At 39.3% G+C, this 17,781-nt stretch carries 12 protein-coding genes; 8 read left to right on the top strand and 4 right to left on the bottom strand.

Annotation, left to right across the window (positions count from 1 at the left end; genetic code table 11):
- Positions 1 to 36 precede the first annotated feature (36 nt).
- Entirely contained in the window at positions 37 to 1,002 is a 966-nt protein-coding gene (locus H5118_RS09010) for an HrcA family transcriptional regulator (RefSeq protein WP_024604215.1), read from the bottom strand.
- 154 nt (positions 1,003 to 1,156) lie between these two features.
- Here H5118_RS09010 and nadK point away from each other — a divergent pair, with 154 nt between their 5' ends.
- The 4 genes from nadK (at position 1,157) to H5118_RS08990 (ending at position 4,781) form a co-directional block, all read left to right on the top strand.
- On the top strand, positions 1,157 to 2,041 hold the full coding sequence (gene nadK / locus H5118_RS09005; RefSeq protein ID WP_004335384.1) for an NAD(+) kinase: 885 nt from the start codon (positions 1,157 to 1,159) through the stop codon (positions 2,039 to 2,041).
- A 77-nt stretch (positions 2,042 to 2,118) separates the two neighbouring features.
- The gene (locus tag H5118_RS09000) at positions 2,119 to 2,676 is read left to right on the top strand and encodes a hypothetical protein (RefSeq protein WP_024597393.1); all 558 of its coding nucleotides are present in this window, start codon (positions 2,119 to 2,121) and stop codon (positions 2,674 to 2,676) included.
- A 75-nt stretch (positions 2,677 to 2,751) separates the two neighbouring features.
- Positions 2,752 to 4,425: a DNA repair protein RecN gene (gene recN / locus H5118_RS08995; protein WP_182711572.1), complete on the top strand. Its 1,674-nt coding sequence runs from the start codon at positions 2,752 to 2,754 to the stop codon at positions 4,423 to 4,425.
- Between the two features lie 32 nt (positions 4,426 to 4,457).
- On the top strand, positions 4,458 to 4,781 hold the full coding sequence (locus tag H5118_RS08990) for a hypothetical protein (protein WP_024597395.1): 324 nt from the start codon (positions 4,458 to 4,460) through the stop codon (positions 4,779 to 4,781).
- A 13-nt stretch (positions 4,782 to 4,794) separates the two neighbouring features.
- On the opposite strand, the gene H5118_RS08985 is transcribed toward H5118_RS08990, so the two are convergent.
- The 3 genes from H5118_RS08985 to gltB form a co-directional block, all read right to left on the bottom strand.
- Positions 4,795 to 5,817, bottom strand: a complete 1,023-nt coding sequence (locus H5118_RS08985; RefSeq protein WP_371544504.1) for a GGDEF domain-containing protein — start codon at positions 5,815 to 5,817, stop codon at positions 4,795 to 4,797.
- Positions 5,818 to 6,608: 791 nt separating this feature from the next.
- Positions 6,609 to 8,024 (bottom strand): FAD-dependent oxidoreductase, encoded by a 1,416-nt coding sequence (locus H5118_RS08980; RefSeq protein ID WP_004335378.1) that lies wholly within the window; start codon positions 8,022 to 8,024, stop codon positions 6,609 to 6,611.
- A gap of 9 nt (positions 8,025 to 8,033) precedes the next feature.
- Positions 8,034 to 12,491 carry a glutamate synthase large subunit gene (gene gltB / locus H5118_RS08975; protein ID WP_004335377.1) on the bottom strand — a complete coding sequence of 1,486 codons (4,458 nt, stop codon included), beginning with the start codon at positions 12,489 to 12,491 and terminating at the stop codon, positions 8,034 to 8,036.
- Positions 12,492 to 13,189: 698 nt separating this feature from the next.
- Between gltB and H5118_RS08970 the strand changes: the two genes are divergently transcribed.
- Genes H5118_RS08970 through H5118_RS08955 form a run of 4 tightly spaced genes read left to right on the top strand, consistent with a single transcriptional unit; the run spans position 13,190 to position 17,732 of the window.
- On the top strand, positions 13,190 to 14,443 hold the full coding sequence (locus H5118_RS08970; RefSeq protein WP_182748560.1) for an efflux RND transporter periplasmic adaptor subunit: 1,254 nt from the start codon (positions 13,190 to 13,192) through the stop codon (positions 14,441 to 14,443).
- A 41-nt stretch (positions 14,444 to 14,484) separates the two neighbouring features.
- A complete protein-coding gene (locus H5118_RS08965; RefSeq protein ID WP_165722501.1) occupies positions 14,485 to 15,195 on the top strand; it encodes an ABC transporter ATP-binding protein in 711 nt (236 codons plus the stop codon).
- Between the two features lie 3 nt (positions 15,196 to 15,198).
- The gene (locus tag H5118_RS08960) at positions 15,199 to 16,512 is read left to right on the top strand and encodes an ABC transporter permease (RefSeq protein WP_182748558.1); all 1,314 of its coding nucleotides are present in this window, start codon (positions 15,199 to 15,201) and stop codon (positions 16,510 to 16,512) included.
- Between the two features lie 11 nt (positions 16,513 to 16,523).
- Positions 16,524 to 17,732, top strand: a complete 1,209-nt coding sequence (locus H5118_RS08955; protein WP_182748556.1) for an ABC transporter permease — start codon at positions 16,524 to 16,526, stop codon at positions 17,730 to 17,732.
- Positions 17,733 to 17,781 lie beyond the last annotated feature (49 nt).

The raw sequence follows: 17,781 nt of genomic DNA, 5'->3' as shown, positions 1-17,781 counted from the left end.
ACAACTGCGGTAATTATGGGGATTGAATAAAAAGATTCAAGAGTTAGATGCCTCAATTAATTTAAATTCTCGAATTATTTCTTCGATTTGCGCTGATTTAGGGCAAATTATACAAAAGCGGCTTTGGTATTCTTGATTTTGAAAGTACGGCACGCTTATTACGATCAATTCATCACACTCAGTAAAAGGCAATTTTTCGCTATTAAGTACCGATACACCGTTTTTAAAAGCGAGTTTATCTTCTACATAATTTAAAAACGAAACACCAATATTTAAACTTTGCTCACAATCGATTTGTTTATAGAGGTAATTTTCGCCAACTACAATACTATTATCTGAGCCTAATTTTTGACTTAGCTGTCGCGTCCATTGATTAAGCGAATCATGACAATTTCGAGGCGCTGTATTTGCCATCGCCTGCATACGATACAGACCCTCCATAAGAGTTTGTTGGCTAAATACGGTATTCAACCATGTTGCAAACTGATAACGAACAGAATCTGACGAATCATGAGGTTTATCAATACAAATGTTGTGGCTCTGCCCAGCCCTGTCTATTAATAGAATAAGCCAGTCGGTAGAATCAAAATCAAGCACCTCTACTCTAAACACTTGCTGCGAGCTGACTTGTGGTAAACCAACACAACAACATATTTGGTATTTTTGGCTCAAACCATGTGCTAGTTCAACGAGTTGTGATTGCTCTGGTTGCCAATAATTAGCAATGTCAGCGAGTGGAAAAAACTCGTCAAACCAATAATCAAACCCTTCATTTGTGGGCACTCGTCCTGCAGATGTATGAGGTGAATACAATAGCCCCACTTTTTCTAAGCGAGCCATAGCATTACGAACCGTAGCCGAGCATACTGCCATGCCTTTGAGCTTGGCAATTTTTGTTGATGGAACAGGCAAGCCTTCACCATTACAGTACATGTTCATAACAGCTGAAAAAATTTGCTGATCTCGTGAGTTTAGTTTCATGGTATCTACATCTTGTTGCATGAAAGAGATATCGGGGCGTTTAGTTGTTTTTCAAGTCGTGCAGTTAACTGACTGCGAATAAAATTGAAGGTTTATAATATTGCTATAATCTGTATTTTCAAACACTTCTGTTTTGAGTTACTCTACAATTATTAAATCTTTTTGTGCGTACATTATGGACTCTCCTTTTAATACCATAGGCCTAATTGGCAAACCTAATCACCCGGGAGCCGCTGCTACCCTTCAGCGCTTACATACATTTTTACTTGCGCTTGGTTTTGAGGTAATAGTAGAAAAACGTACAGGGAGTCAATTAGACGATATCCCGCATGACAAACTTGTTAAGTTAGTCGACTTAGGAGAACAAGCCGATTTAGCTATTGTTGTTGGCGGTGACGGTAACATGCTTGGTGCTGCACGCGTGCTTGCGCGCTTTAACATTGCTGTAATTGGAGTAAATAGAGGTAACCTTGGCTTTTTAACTGATTTAAACCCTGAAGGGTTTGAAGCGAGCTTAGAGCAAGTCCTCAGTGGTGAGTACCTTGAAGAAAAACGCTTTTTATTAGAAGTAGAAGTATATCGCCACAATGAATTAAAGAGTGCAAACTCAGCCGTTAACGAAGCGGTACTTCATGCCGATAAAGTAGCGCATATGATTGAGTTTGAAGCTTTTATAAATAATGACTTTGTGTTTTCTCAGCGCTCTGACGGTTTAATAGTATCAACCCCTACTGGCTCTACGGCATATTCACTTTCAGGTGGCGGGCCAATTTTAACGCCAGAGCTAAATGCAATATCGTTAGTGCCTATGTTTCCTCATACCTTATCTAGTAGACCTTTAGTGGTCGATGCCGATAACGAAGTACGCTTAAAGCTAAGCCTAGAAAATACAGATAGCCTACAGGTAAGTTGCGACAGCCATGTTGTGCTTGCCGTATTACCCGGCGATGAGGTAGTAATTAAAAAAGCGGATAAACAACTGCGCTTAATTCATCCAAAAAATTACTCGTACTACAACGTTTTACGTACAAAATTAAATTGGGGTAGTCGTTTGTACTAATTTTATTGCCAAATTTAGTACTATAAAGCAAAATGGCGGCTTAAAATAATAATCAAATAATTTAGGAACGAGTAGCAATGACTTATGTAGTATTCTTTGCTTTACTGCTATTAATTACACTTTTATACAGTTACCTCAAAATTGAGAGTAATCGCAAAAAAGCAATCGAAGCTAGAAAAAAACTATTTAATGAACGGGTTTCGCATGTAAATTCACGCCTTAAAGCAAAGCTTAATGATCTTCTTGATGCTAAAATAATTCGCCCAAAATACGTTCCTCGTATTCAAGCTATTGTAAATAATTTTTTTGTTGTGCAATCGCATACAGACGAGAATTTGCAACAACTTGAAGATACCGCTGACCTACTAATTAATACGTTGTCCAACGAGTTAATTAAAACTAATCAAACGAATATAATCCAGCCATTGATTGATAATATACAGTACTTTGTATCTGAGTTACCTCAGCAAGGAATTTTATACAATAAGAGTTTTTACCTAAATACTTTACCTCCACTTATCGGGCTACTTAAAACCGAAGACATTATACAAGCTACTGATATTGTTGATGATCAAATTGATACCTCCCCAAAAACTTCTGATACACAATTTACTCAAGATGTAAGCGTTGCATAAATAATAAAAAATTAATTTGCAAAAAACCAAAACACTGTATAAATTAACAGTTAATTGACTGGATGGATAAACAGTATGTTAATTGGTTTAGAAGTTAAAAATTTTGCAATTGTTAGTAATTTAAGCACAGAATGGCGCAGCGGTATGACCGCGATCACTGGCGAGACAGGTGCTGGTAAATCTATTGCTATTGATGCGCTATCATTATGTTTAGGTGAACGAGCTGAAGCATCAGCAGTGCGCCCAAGCTCTGATAAAGCAGAAGTATGCGCTCAATTTGACCTAACAGATTTACCGCTAGCTCAATCGTTTTTAGAGCAACATATGCTAAACAATGACGATAATGAATGTTTATTGCGTCGTGTTGTTTGTAAAAATGGACGCAGTAAAAGCTATATTAATGGCAGTGCCGTTACCGCATCACAATTAAAAGAACTTGGTCAATATTTAATATCTATTCATGGACAACATGCCCACCAACACTTATTAAAAGCTGAGCATCAGTTACAGCTTTTAGATGCCTATGCAGGGCATCACCACTTAGTAAATGATGTAAATAACAACTATAAACAGTTTGCTAACTTACAAAAAGAATTTAAACATTTAGAGCAACAACAGCAGCAACAAGCAGCGCAAAAACAATTGTTAGAATACCAAGTTGCAGAGCTCGATGAGTTTGCCTTACAAGAAGGTGAGTTTGATTTAATTGAGGCCGAGCATTACAAACTTAGTAACAGCCAAACAATATTAGAATCGTGCCAACGTGAATTACAATACTTATATGAAAGTGATGAACAAAATGCTTGTTCAATGCTGCAGCACAGTGCCCAACAATTCGCTGAGCTGGCTCAATACGACGAAAGCTTAGCCGGCGTAGCAGCGCTCCTTAGTGAAGCCGCAGTACAAGTTGAAGAAGCAAGCCGTGAAGTTCGAAATTATACTGAGCAAGCAGATTTAGATCCTGCTCGTTTAGGTGAAGTAGAAAATAGACTAAGCGGTGCGATGGATTTAGCGCGTAAGCATCACATAAAACCACAGCAGCTTGTTGAGTTTCATCAATCGATTGCTCAGGAGCTTGAGTCAATAAGTAATAATAGTAATCGTCTGGAGCAACTAGAGTCAGAAATAGAAAGCGCGTTAATTAGTTATAAGCAAGCTGCCGATGAACTAAGTAAAAGTCGCTATGAGTATGCTAATACACTTAACACACTAATAAGTGAAAGCATGGCTAATTTATCGATGGAAAACGGTGTATTTGAAATAGCTTTAACTCAAGAGAGTAGCCGCGCACCTAATAGCTTAGGGTACGATAATGTGTCGTTTTTAGTATCAACTAATCCGGGGCAACCACTTCAGCCGTTAGCTAAAGTAGCCTCAGGTGGTGAGCTTTCGCGAATTAGCCTTGCTATACAGGTAATTATTGCTCAAAAAGTAACAACCCCAACGCTTATTTTTGATGAAGTTGATGTAGGTATTTCTGGCCCTACAGCATCAGCCGTAGGCAAACTATTGCGCCAGTTAGGTAAGTCTACTCAAGTGATTTGTGTTACCCATTTACCGCAAGTTGCTAGTAGCGCACACCAACAATTTTTTGTAGCTAAAGAAATAGCACAAGGCGAAACGTTCACTCATATGCTGCCTTTGAATAAAGATGGTCGTATTAATGAAATAGCTCGCTTACTTGGTGGTGATAATATCAGTAAAACAGCTAAAGCGAATGCTAAAGAACTAATAATGGCCCATGCCTAACATTGGTTAATAGAGCTTTGAAGGATTAAATAATGCACAGTACTTTAGTTAATTTTTGTATCATTTTAAGTTGGTTTTTATTAGCGCTAAGCAGCTGTTTAATTATTTTTAGTAAATATAAGCATACTTACTTTAAACAGCGTTTACTGGGGTTTTTAAATAGCTTTTTAGTTCTTCAGATAATCGCCGTAGCCTATTACTTTACTAGCGAAAAAATAAATAACCTAAGTGACTTAGGCATAAGTTATTGGCTATTAATTACAATGCAGATTGCCTGTAATGCAATGTGTTACATGAGCGTAAAGCGCAGAAAGGCTAAAATAAAGCCATCACTTGATTCGTTTTCAATGGATTAAAGTAGATAAACTTTTAAGAAGAACACGTTCTGTTTTTACCTTGCGCTTTTGCTTTATAAAGTAGTTCATCAGCACGCTTGATATCAAGATCAATTGAGCGTTCAGCACTTGCAGAGATAACACCAATACTTAGCGTAATATTGGTACTATCTGAAAATAAGCTCACAACTGAAGCTTTAAGGGCGTTGTGGATTTTTTCTGCAACTTGCTCCCCCTGCTCAACTGTTGCATTTGGGATAACAATTAAAAACTCCTCTCCGCCCCAACGTGATGCAATCGCATTTTTTGGAATACTTTTATCAAAGGTTTTAGCTAACTGAATAAGTGCTTCATCGCCAAAATCATGGCCGAATTGATCATTAATTTTTTTAAAATTATCTACATCAGCTAATAAAATTACAAAGGGAGTATTATTATCTTTCAGCTCACTTTTAAAAGCCACAAGCTTATTCATGGTATAGCGACGGTTTGGCAGGTTAGTGAGTGGATCTATAGTTGCTAAAAATTCATTTTTTTGACTCAAAGCAATTATTTTACTGCTGTATTTTTCTCTTGAAAACTCGTAGTAGCCACTCAGCGACGCGACAATTATAAAAGCGAGTATGATTCTGATAGGAAACTGTTCCGGACTATAGTCATATATGTTGAATGTATCAGCGCAGTAAAAGCCTAAAACAATCGCTAATAAAAACAAAATTATATCAAATGTACCTCGCTTAAGTCCGCGTATTGAATAAGTAACAGGAGACACTATGAATATCCATATAGGCCCTGTTCCTTGTGCTCCACCAGTGAGGACTAGGTAAAACATTAGTGCATAAAGGTTGTATAAAATTATAGTGCCTGACTTCTCTACTCCCCTACTTATGCTAAATGCCAATAAATAAACAAACGAAGAAACAACCAAGGTACACGCTAATAAATAACTGCTATTAATAAATGCTAAGCTAGCCATAGAAAACGTTGCTATAAACCCTATTGAAGAGAAGAATCGAACAATGAGTTTCCTTTCCGACTTGTTTGAATATTCGTACATAATTTCTATTTATTTTATTAATATATAAAAGCTTACTTGTAGACAAAAAGTAAGCAAACCGTAAACAGCGTGCGATAATGGACCAACTTTATATTTAAATCAACTCTTAAGATTAGTTATTTCGGGTTGATAAAAGCGAATACTTTAACCATTACTTACCTTTGTTAGGGATAATGCATAACATTAAGAGTTAAAAAATAAATAAGTTTACTTTTTTATTTCCACACTACCCGCACTAATAGTACTGAGTAATAGTAAAAGTAGTGATATAACACACGCAGTTAAAGATGGTATTGACGATGCTGTAAATATGTATCTAGCACTAGCGACCAATCAATTAACTCTTCACATCAAAGTGTTTATACAACGACGAAAACAAAAGTTATAGCATATTAAGCAGCAAAAAAAACTACAGATTATGACCAAATAACGTTAGCTAGTACTACTGAAGATCCAAAAACTCGAGTTGCTACAAGTATATGCCTGTACCCTTGTGTTGGTTAAGTAAAGCGTAAAGTTTGATGTATGAATTAACCGTCAAGGCTGCTTAATAGATGCCCAAAGCATCCGTATTTAGCTCGAAACAAGCACACCCTCACTAAAGCAAAATAATCCCTCTTGGTAGTTACACTAAAGGTAAAAGCTCAAGGTGTCGCTAAAGAAAGCTATGCTACAGGTGATATTAATATAATACCGTTTGTGGCTAACTACGTTGACATTACATTCGAATCAAACAATAAAAAAAGCAAGCCAGTTGGCTTGCTTCTTATTCATTTTATTAATACGAACAATTAAACTTTTAAGTAATCCATAATACCTTCTGCAGCATTACGTCCTTCAAAAATAGCGGTTACCACTAAATCTGAACCACGCACAATATCGCCACCAGCAAATATTTTAGGGTTCGTTGTTTGATGTGTAAATTCACCCTGTTCTGGTGCATTAATGCCGCCCCAGTGGTTTATTTCTACATCGTATTTTTCTAACCAATCCATTTTGTGAGGCTGGAAACCAAATGCCATAATAACTTGGTCAGCTTCTATCACATGCTCTGAACCAGGTACTTCTTCAGCACGACTTCTGCCATTTGCGTCAGGTTCGCCTAATTTAGTTTTAACCATTCTAACGCCAGTTACTTTACCTTTATCGTTCAATACAATGCCTTTAGGCTGAACGTTATAGGTAAATATAACGCCTTCTTCTTTGGCGTTTTTAACTTCACGTTTAGAACCAGGCATATTTTCTTTATCACGACGATAAGCACACGTTACTTTTGCAGCATTTTGACGAATAGACGTACGCACACAGTCCATCGCTGTATCACCACCACCAAGTACAACTACTTTTTGGTTAGCCATATCAATACACGGCTGCTTAGTCTCGTCATAGCCCATTACACGGTTAGTGTTACCAATCAAGAACGGGAGTGCATCGTGAACACCTGGTGCATCTTCATTTTCAAGACCTGCACGCATACTTTGATACGTACCAACTCCTAAAAATACGGCGTCGTAATCAGCTAAAATTTGATCAAGCGTAATATCAACACCTACTTCAACATTTAACTTAAACTCCACGCCCATTTCAGTGAAAATTTCACGGCGCTTTTGCATCACTTCTTTTTCAAGTTTAAAAGAAGGAATACCAAACGTGAGTAGTCCGCCAATTTCTGGATGACGATCAAACACTACTGGTTTTACGCCGTTACGAACTAAAATATCAGCACACCCTAAACCAGCTGGGCCTGCACCAATAATAGCTACTTTTTTGTCGGTCCAAGTTACATAAGACATATCAGGCTTCCAGCCCATTTTAAATGCCTCATCGGTAATGTATTTTTCAATATTACCAATTGTAACCGCACCAAACTCTTCATCTAATGTACACGAGCCTTCACACAAGCGGTCTTGTGGGCAAACGCGGCCACAAACCTCTGGTAAGCTATTTGTACGATGAGAAAGCTCTGCAGCCTCTATAATACGACCTGTGCGTATTAACTTTAACCATTGTGGAATGTAGTTATGTACTGGGCACTTCCACTCACAATACGGGTTACCACAATCTAAACAACGATCAGCTTGTGAGTTAACCTGATTCTCTGAAAAGGGTTCGTAAATTTCTACGAAAGATTTTTTACGTGACGAGATTGGTTTTTTGCGTGGGTCTACACGCTGCACGTCTATAAATTGATATACATTTTCGCTCATACTGCCCCCTTATTGCGCCTGAACACGTAGTTCGGCACTACTGCGAGCGCGATGCCCGAGTAAACTTTTTACGTCGCTTGATTTTGGTTTTACTAATTTGAACATCGGTAAGTACAGTTCAAAGTTAGCTAAAATGCTTTCTGCTCTGCACGAACCCGTAAGCTCTAAATGCTCAGCAATTAAGCCGCGTAAATGCTCTTGATGCGACGTTAATTCGTCTAGTGTTACTATTTCTACAAGCTCTGGATTAATGCGTTTTTCAAAATCATTTCGCTCATCTAAAATATAAGCAAAACCACCAGTCATACCCGCGCCAAAGTTAACACCTACATTACCAAGTACACACACAACGCCACCGGTCATGTATTCACAACCGTTGTCACCTACACCTTCAACAACCGCTTGCACACCTGAGTTACGAACTGCAAAGCGCTCACCGGCACAACCAGCTGCAAACAGTTTTCCGCCTGTAGCGCCGTACAAACATGTGTTTCCAGCAATGGTTGCTTTATGGCTTTCAAAAGATGAGCCAAGTGGTGGACGAATAACTAACTTACCACCTGCCATGCCTTTACCTACGTAATCGTTAGCATCGCCAACCAATGTCATTTCAAGACCACCGGCATTCCATACACCAAACGATTGACCCGCAGTACCGTGTAATTCAATTGCTACTGGGTCTGCCGCCATACCTTGATTACCGTGTTTATCAGCAATATAACCCGAAAGCATTGCACCTACAGAGCGGTCAGTATTACAAATACGACTCACAAGCGAGATACCGCTTGACGTATCAATTGCCTCTTGCGCTTTAGCTAATAAACTTTCGTTTAACTTACCTAGGTAATGTGAACTGTTAGGCGCACTACAATAAAGCGTTTCGCCAGTTGGGTTGTTCGGCTGAGCAATAACGGACGATAAATCAATTTTCTTCTGCTTTGCAGTTTTGCCTTCAATTTCTTCTAATAAATCTAAACGGCCAATTAAGTCAGTTAAATTTGCAACGCCTAGGCTAGCCATAATTTCACGCGCTTCTTGCGCTATAAACTTAAAGTAGTTCATCGCCATTTCTGGTAAACCGTGATAATGCTTTTGACGAAGTGTTTCGTCTTGTGTTGCAACACCGGTTGCACAGTTATTTAAGTGACAAATACGTAAGTATTTACACCCAAGGGCAACCATTGGACCAGTACCAAAGCCAAAGCTTTCAGCACCTAAAATTGCCGCTTTAATAATATCTAAACCTGTTTTTAAGCCACCATCTGTTTGCAGGCGAATGCGATGACGAAGGCCATTTTCAACTAGTGCTTGCTGTGTTTCAGCAAGTCCAAGCTCCCATGGGCTACCCGCATATTTAACAGAAGTAAGTGGGCTTGCGCCTGTACCGCCGTCGTAGCCAGAAATAGTAATTAAATCGGCATACGCTTTAGCAACACCTGTTGCAATGGTTCCCACACCTGGCTCTGAAACAAGTTTTACAGAAATAAGTGCTTTAGGGTTTACTTGTTTTAAATCGAAAATTAGCTGTGCTAAATCTTCAATTGAGTAAATATCGTGATGCGGTGGTGGCGAAATTAGCGTAACACCTGGTACCGAATAACGAAGTTTAGCAATATACGGCGTTACTTTTTCACCTGGTAATTGTCCACCTTCGCCTGGTTTTGCACCTTGCGCTACTTTAATTTGAATAACGTCAGCACTGCGTAAGTAATGAGGCGTTACACCAAATCGACCTGAAGCGACTTGCTTAATACGCGAGTTTTTCTCTGTTCCATAACGCAGTTTATCTTCACCGCCTTCACCCGAGTTTGAACAACCACCTAAGCGGTTCATTGCAATTGCTAGAGCTTCATGCGCCTCTGGTGATAACGCACCAATACTCATTGCTGCTGAGTCAAAACGCTTGTATAGGTTTTCTGCAGACTCTACTTCATCAATACTTATACCTTGCTCAGGTAATTTAAGCGCTAACATATCGCGCAAAGTCGCAATTGGACGATTATTAACTAAATCAGCGTACGCACTGTAGTCTTTATAATCACCTGAGCGAACCGCTTTTTGCAGTGTTTGAATAACATCTGGATTATAAGCATGATACTCACCACCATGAACGTACTTAAATAAACCACCGTGGCTTAATAATTTACGCTTACTTAAAGCAAGTTTGTGCAAACTTTGCTGATCGTCATCAAAGTCGGTAAAGCATGCACCTTGTATACGACTTGCAACGCCTTTAAAGCACATTTCAATGATCGCATCAGATAATCCCACCGCTTCAAACAACATTGAACAACGATAAGACGCAACCGTACTTATGCCCATTTTAGACATAATTTTGTATAAGCCTTTATTAATGGCTTTACGATAAGCAAGGGTCACTTCGCAATACGACTTATCAATAATTTTGCTGTCGCTCATCGCAACTAACGATTCATACGCAAGGTATGGATAAATTGCCGTAGCACCAAAACCTAATAGCACAGCAAACTGGTGCGCATCTCGCACGCTGCCAGTTTCAATGATAATATTTGATTCACAGCGCAAGTTGTTATCAACTAAGCGTTTTTGTACCGCACCTACAGCCATAGCTGCTGGAATTGGTAAATTTATTTCATCAAAGTTACGGTCAGTTAAAATAAGCATGATACAGCCCGCAGCTGCTTTTTCTTGTGCTTGGTCACAAATACGCGTAACCGCGTTTTCTAAACCCTCTTCAACTGTATAGGTAATATCAATTTTACAGTAGCTGTAGTGCGCTTCATCAGCATTTAATAGCTGCTGCATATCTGCGTACATTAAAATTGGTGTATCAAACTGTAGGCGCTTAGCGTGGCCCGTTGTTTCGTTAAATACGTTTTGCTCACTACCAATACAGGTTGCAAGCGACATTACATGGTTTTCACGTAGTGGATCGATAGGTGGATTTGTTACTTGCGCAAATTTTTGGCGAAAGTAATCATAAAGTGAACGATGCCCTTCACTAAGCACAGCAAATGGCGTGTCATCACCCATTGAGCCTGTCGCTTCTTGGCCGTTTTCACCCATTACACGAATAACGCTATCAAGCTCTTCGTTGGTATAACCAAACATTTTTTGATATTTAGCTAGCGTTTCGTCATCAAATGAGCGATTACCAGCGTCTTGCTCAGTAAGTTCTTCAAATGGAACTAAACGTTTAACGTTTTCTTCAAGCCATGACTTGTAAGGATGGCGAGATTTTAAATCTTGATCGATTTCATCCGAGTGCCAGATTTTGCCAAGTTTAGTATCAATAACTAATAATTCACCTGGACCAACACGGCCTTTTTCAACCACTTCATCGGCAGTGTAATCCCAAATACCCACTTCTGATGCAAGCGTAATAAAACCATCTTGTGTAATTACATAACGTGCTGGGCGAAGTCCATTACGGTCAAGGTTACACGCCGCAAAACGACCATCCGACATAACAATACCTGCCGGGCCATCCCATGGTTCCATATGCATAGAGTTAAAGTCGTAAAATGCACGTAAATCGTCGTCCATTGCACGGTTTTTCTGCCATGCAGGCGGCACGAGCATACGCATAGCGCGGAATAAATCCATGCCGCCAGCTAAAAATAGCTCAAGCATATTATCTAGGCTTGATGAATCAGAACCGGTTTCGTTTACAAACGGCGCTGCGCTTTGTAAATCAGGAATAAGCGGTGACGCAAATTTATAAGAACGTGCGCGTGCCCACTGGCGGTTACCTTCAATAGTATTAATTTCACCATTGTGTGCTAAATAGCGGAAAGGTTGAGCTAAAGGCCAACGCGGCTGAGTATTAGTAGAAAAGCGCTGATGGAAAACACAAATCGCACTCGTCATACGAATATCAGCTAAATCTAGGTAAAAATTAGGTAAATCCGCAGGCATCATTAAGCCTTTATAGATAGTTACCAAACCAGATAGACTTGCGATATAGAAAGCTTCATCATCAACAATGCGCTTTTCAGCGCGGCGGCGTGCTACATATAAGCGACGCTCTAAGTCTTTAGAACGCCAACCTTCTGGCGCGCTAACAAAAATTTGTTCAAAACCTGGTAATTGCTGTACAGCAATAGGACCCAACATAGATGGGTCGGTTGGTACAACACGCCAACCTAAAATATTTAGCGTTTCTTTTTCTAATTCTTCGCTAAGTATTTGTTTTGCAGCTTGTGCTAAAACAGGGTCTGAATTTAAAAATATCATACCCACTGCGTAGTTTTTGCCTAAGTGCCAATTATGTTCACTGGCAATTGCACGGAAAAAGCTATCTGGTTTTTGTAATAATAAACCACAGCCATCACCTGTTTTACCATCGGCAGATATACCGCCACGGTGCTGCATGCGATCAAGCCCCGTAATAGCAGTACGAATAAGCCTATGACTAGCTTGACCATTAACTTGGGCTATTAAGCCAAAGCCACAATTTTCTTTTTCTAACTTTGAGTCGTATAACATAGACCCCTCCCCTTGCTGCACTGTTAGCGTGGATGAACTGCTCGACGATTTGCTAACAGACGGACAAAACTAGCCTCTATCTTAAATAGAGTCAATAGCACTTTGAATACATATTCACATTCTTGAATATTTCTCACTTCATAGCAAGATTTCTTTTTATCATTATTTTTAACATTTAGCGTTATTTTAACCACTATTTTTTCATGACACTGGTGTCAAGTTTAACATATTGTAAAAAACACAAGCACCCAAAGATGCAGCTTACGTAAACGTAAAGGTGAGTAAAAGTGAATAAGTATTCAACACATGAAGGGCTATTCAGTTAACATTTAGATAGTTTTATGCTATTTCATTACTTTAATGGCTTAACATCCCCGATTATTGCTGCTCATTAGTATAGTTATGAAAGTTCATGTCCTTTTTTGTACATTAATAGTGAATTTTTATTTAAAGCGGTGTCCGATGCGGACATAAAAACTGTCCGCGGACATCATTTTCATGAACAAAAAATAAAAAGTACTTTAATATCAATGTGATAATAGTTGGCATATTAATCGTATAGCTTTACATATAATCGCTAATTGGAATTACCATGTTTACTCTAAGCTTATTTTTGCTCTCTCCTATTGCCGCCATTTGCACAGCAGCTTTATTACTGCTGTGCGAAAAATACATAAAAGCAATGTAGGGGGAATTAAATGATTAAAGATACCAGCGCACAAGACGTACAAGTAAAGGCACCTATAAGCTATAAAAAATACGCGATAATCACTGCGATTGTTTTCATTGTGGTCTCTACAGTTGCTTATATTTTTATAACTAACCATAGCGCTAAAAGCTCTATTAGCCGCTCAAAAGTACAGGTTGCAAAAGTACATGTTAAAGCGCTCATTCGAGATATTGCCGCCAGTGGTAAAATTGTTGCTGCTAATGCTCCTAAAATCTACAGTCCAGAACGTGGATTTATAGATTTAAAAGTAAAGGCCGGCGATACAGTAAAGCAAGGGGGCACACTTGCTCTGCTGCAAAGCCCTGAGTTAACTAACGAATTAAAGCAACAGGAGTCTGTACTTAAACGACTACAAGGCGAGCAGCAAAGGCAGCATTTGCAAGCAAGACGCCAAACACTCACTTTAAATAAAACACTTGATATGGCACAAGTTGAGCTTAACGCCGCTGAGCGCGAAAATCGCCGGGCGCAGTTATCAATACAAAAGCACTTAATTAGCCAAATTGATCTTGAAAAAGCAGTTGATGATTTATCACGTTCAAAGCTCACATATAAGCATGCACAACAAGAGGTATTGCTTGCCAAAGACACGCTCGCCTTTGAACTACAAGCAGCTAAAAGTGATGTAACCCGCCAGCAACTTATTGTTGATGATTTAATCAGAAAAGTAAGCAACCTATCTATTAAGGCTTCCGTTACAGGGATCGTGGGTAACCTATTAGTGCAACAAAAAGCCGCAGTGACGCAAAGCCAACCTCTTATGACTCTCGTCGACTTAAGTAATTTCGAAGCGGAACTTCAAGTACCTGAAAGTTACGCCAACGAATTAGGACTCGGTATGGAAGTAGAGCTTAAGTTAGGCAATGAAACAGTGATGGGGAATTTATCCGCCATATCACCAGAAGTTAATAATCGTGAAGTAACAGCACGCGTCCGATTTAAAGCTGTTACTAACAACATCCGTCAAAACCAACGCTTAACTGCACGTATTTTACTCGACAACCGAGAAGGTGTAATGCAGGTGAAACGCGGCGCTTTTATGCAGCAAGGCGGAATTTTTGCTTATAAGGTAGAAGGCAATATTGCAAAGCGTATACCTATTACAATAGGCGCTACCAGCATTAATGCAGTTGAGCTTTTGAGCGGGCTAAAAGAAAACGATGAAATTATTATTTCAAGCTACAGCGACTTTAAGCAAGCCGATACGATTTTATTAAATTAAACAGACGTTCTCAACCAACGCTAAAATAATTAGGTACAACCATGTTACAAATGAACAATGTAAGTAAAGTATACCAAACAGAAATGGTACAAACCCATGCGCTTCAAGACTTTAACCTGCAAGTAAACGAAGGCGAATTTATTGCTGTTACCGGTCCTAGCGGCTCAGGAAAAACAACCTTTTTAAATATTGCAGGTATGCTCGAGCCTTTTAACGAAGGTGAATACCTGTTGGATGGTGTTAATGTTGGCAGCCTAAACGATAACCAACGTGCTGATTTACGTAATCAAAAAATTGGCTTTATATTCCAAGGCTTTAATTTGATCCCCGATTTAAATTTATATGAAAACATAGAAGTTCCTCTTCGCTATAGAGGGATTAAAGCAAATGAGCGAAAACGTCGAATTGAGCAATGCCTTGAACAAGTTGGTTTAGCATCTCGCGCTAAACACTTACCTCAACAACTCTCTGGTGGCCAGCAACAACGTGTGGCAATAGCCCGTGCGCTTGCTGGTGAACCTCGTTTTTTACTTGCCGATGAGCCAACAGGTAACCTTGACAGCTTAATGGCTCGCCAAGTTATGGAGTTACTTGAACAAATCAATCGCGACGGTGCCACTATTGTAATGGTAACGCATGATAGCGAATTAGCCCGCCGTGCTCCGCGAAATATTCAAGTAGTTGATGGGCAACTTGCCGACTTTACACTTTATCAAGGCGCGCAAACTATAAAAACAGCATCGGGGGTTTAACTAATGTTTATTCATTATTTAGATTTAAGTTGGCGCAGCTTCAAGCGCACCCCATTAGTTAGCTTTTTAATGGTACTTGCCATTGCGATAGGTATAGGCATAACAATGACCAGCCTTAGTGTTTATCACATGATGTCGGCCGATCCTATACCAGAAAAAAGCAGCCAACTTTACAGTGTGCAATTACAAACAATGGACGATGGTAGTACGTGGTGGACAGAAGATAACATGCCACTGCAACTGACCTATCAAGATGCTGAGAACTTATTAAACGCACCCACGCCAGAGAAAAAAGTGGCTATGATGCGTACCGGTTTCTCAGTTTATCTAGACTCCGACAAAATAAAACCTTTTATAGGTAATGCTCGCATGACAACGCCTGACTTTTTTAGCATGTTTAATTTGTCATTTTTATACGGGGGGGCTTGGAGCAAAGAGCAAGAAGACTCTGCCGCACCTGTGGTTGTTATTACCCAAGAGATAAACGATAAACTATTTGCTGGAAAAAACTCTGTCGGAGAACTGATTTACTTAGATGATGCAAGCTATCAAGTAGTTGGTGTTATTAATCATTGGCCTCTCAATATTAAATATTATGATTTAAATAACGGTGCATTTAATCAAGTAGAAGAGTTATTTATGCCCTTTAGCTTAATAAAGACAAAAGAGCTCGTAAGTTGGGGCAATAGCAATGGATGGAAACACGAAAACACACCAACCTTTGCAGATAAACTGCAATCTGAGCAAGTATGGATCCAGTTTTGGGCAGAGCTAAATACGCTTGCACAAAAACAAGCCTATCAAAATTACTTATTAGCCTATATGCAAGAACAACATAAACGTGGACGATTTAATCGTAAAGAACTTGAGTATAAACTTCGCGATGTAAACCAATGGATGCAATATAACAACGTCGTCACCGAAGACAATAAAATTTTAGTGGGCCTGAGCTTTATGTTCTTAGGTGTCTGCTTAGCCAATATTTTAGGTTTACTTTTAGCTAAGTTTTTACGCAGAGCGCCAGAAGTAGGTGTAAGACGCGCATTAGGTGCTAGTAAAAGGCAAATATTTTTACAGCACTTAGTTGAGGTCGCCATGCTTGGCTTTATAGGTGGCATGCTAGGAATTGTACTAGCACAACTTGGCTTAATGGGCGTAGGGCAAAGCTACGACTACTATGAAAACTTAGCGACAATGGATTTAACCATGCTATTGAGCGCCCCATTGATTGCAATTACAACCTGCATTTTAGCTGGTTTATACCCAGCTTGGTTAGTGTGTAAAACCAATCCTGCTATTTATCTTAAGAGCCAATAAGGAATGTCACAATGTTAGAAATAAAACCTATATTTAACGCCTTATGCCGCTCAAAGGTGGGCGCTGTATTACTGCTAATTCAAATTGCAATTACCACAGCTATCGTCAGTAATGCTGCGTTTATTATTCAAGATAGAATTAGCTATTTAAACCAAGAAACGGGCTACCCTGAACAAGATATATTTAAGTTTAATGTAATGACCTTTGGTACTGATATTAACTTAAGTCAGCAGTTTGAGCTTGATGAAAGCATGCTTAGAAAAATGCCAGGCGTAGCTGATGCCGCATTAAGCAGTAGTATTCCGCTATCAGGGGGTGGCAGCGCTTCGAGCTTTAATTTAAAACCTGCTCCACAAGAAGGCCTAAGTGTCAGGACCGCTTATATTTTTATAGATGACCACGCAATTAATACCTACGGCGTTAACTTAATTGCAGGGCGAAACTTTACCGAAGATGAAGTGCTCGTTACAAACGAAATTACACAAAAGCGCACCAACGTCACTATAGTCACTAAAGCCTTACTTGATGAGCTCTACCCTGATGGAGATGGTTTAGGAAAAATAGTTTATTTTGGCGACCTACCACTTAAAATTATTGGCGTGATCGGAAAAATGAAAGGCCCGTGGCTCAAAGACAGTAAACCCGATAATCTTGCGTTAATTCCTTATATTAAAGCAGCAAGTTATGCACAAGTTGCCGTTCGTACTAAGCCTGGTCAGCGAGCAGCTGTAATGAAAGAAATAGAAAATGCCATGCTCGAAAATTACAGCAAACGCGTTATTAACAACATTAAAGGGCTTGATGAATTAAAAAATGAGTATACCGCTCAAGATCGCCTTATGATGCGCATGCTCATAGTATTAATCACTATTTTAGTGCTTATAACCGCTCTCGGTATTTTTGGCTTAACCTTATTTAATATTAGCAAACGTACTAAGCAAATTGGTACACGCAGAGCACTTGGCGCAAGAAAGTCAGCTATTGTTAGCTACTTTTTAGTAGAAAATGCATTAATTTGTAGCCTAGGTTTAGCCTTAGGTGTAGTAACAGCAATACTACTTGGGAAAATGTTAATGCAGTATTTTTCTGTAGCCGCACTACCGCCAAGTTATATAGCCGTTACCGCCATTGCCGTATTTTTAATGAGTTTACTTGCAGTATTAGCGCCGGCTAAACGCGCTGCCAATATTTCGCCCAGTATTGCAACTCGCACTATTTAATTATATGTAAATCACTATGCTACACTGCTTAGTAAGGCAGTGTAGCCAT

This window comes from Pseudoalteromonas sp. SR41-1, assembly GCF_014164015.1.
Classification (GTDB): domain Bacteria; phylum Pseudomonadota; class Gammaproteobacteria; order Enterobacterales; family Alteromonadaceae; genus Pseudoalteromonas; species Pseudoalteromonas distincta.
This window is presented reverse-complemented; position numbering and strand designations above follow the sequence as displayed.

Coding starts and splice junctions, on each gene's coding strand:
- H5118_RS09010 (WP_024604215.1), bottom strand. CDS start 1,002: ATGCAACAAGATGTAGATACCATGAAACTAAACTCACGAGATCAGCAA.
- nadK (WP_004335384.1), top strand. CDS start 1,157: ATGGACTCTCCTTTTAATACCATAGGCCTAATTGGCAAACCTAATCAC.
- H5118_RS09000 (WP_024597393.1), top strand. CDS start 2,119: ATGACTTATGTAGTATTCTTTGCTTTACTGCTATTAATTACACTTTTA.
- recN (WP_182711572.1), top strand. CDS start 2,752: ATGTTAATTGGTTTAGAAGTTAAAAATTTTGCAATTGTTAGTAATTTA.
- H5118_RS08990 (WP_024597395.1), top strand. CDS start 4,458: ATGCACAGTACTTTAGTTAATTTTTGTATCATTTTAAGTTGGTTTTTA.
- H5118_RS08985 (WP_371544504.1), bottom strand. CDS start 5,817: ATGTACGAATATTCAAACAAGTCGGAAAGGAAACTCATTGTTCGATTC.
- H5118_RS08980 (WP_004335378.1), bottom strand. CDS start 8,024: ATGAGCGAAAATGTATATCAATTTATAGACGTGCAGCGTGTAGACCCA.
- gltB (WP_004335377.1), bottom strand. CDS start 12,491: ATGTTATACGACTCAAAGTTAGAAAAAGAAAATTGTGGCTTTGGCTTA.
- H5118_RS08970 (WP_182748560.1), top strand. CDS start 13,190: ATGATTAAAGATACCAGCGCACAAGACGTACAAGTAAAGGCACCTATA.
- H5118_RS08965 (WP_165722501.1), top strand. CDS start 14,485: ATGTTACAAATGAACAATGTAAGTAAAGTATACCAAACAGAAATGGTA.
- H5118_RS08960 (WP_182748558.1), top strand. CDS start 15,199: ATGTTTATTCATTATTTAGATTTAAGTTGGCGCAGCTTCAAGCGCACC.
- H5118_RS08955 (WP_182748556.1), top strand. CDS start 16,524: ATGTTAGAAATAAAACCTATATTTAACGCCTTATGCCGCTCAAAGGTG.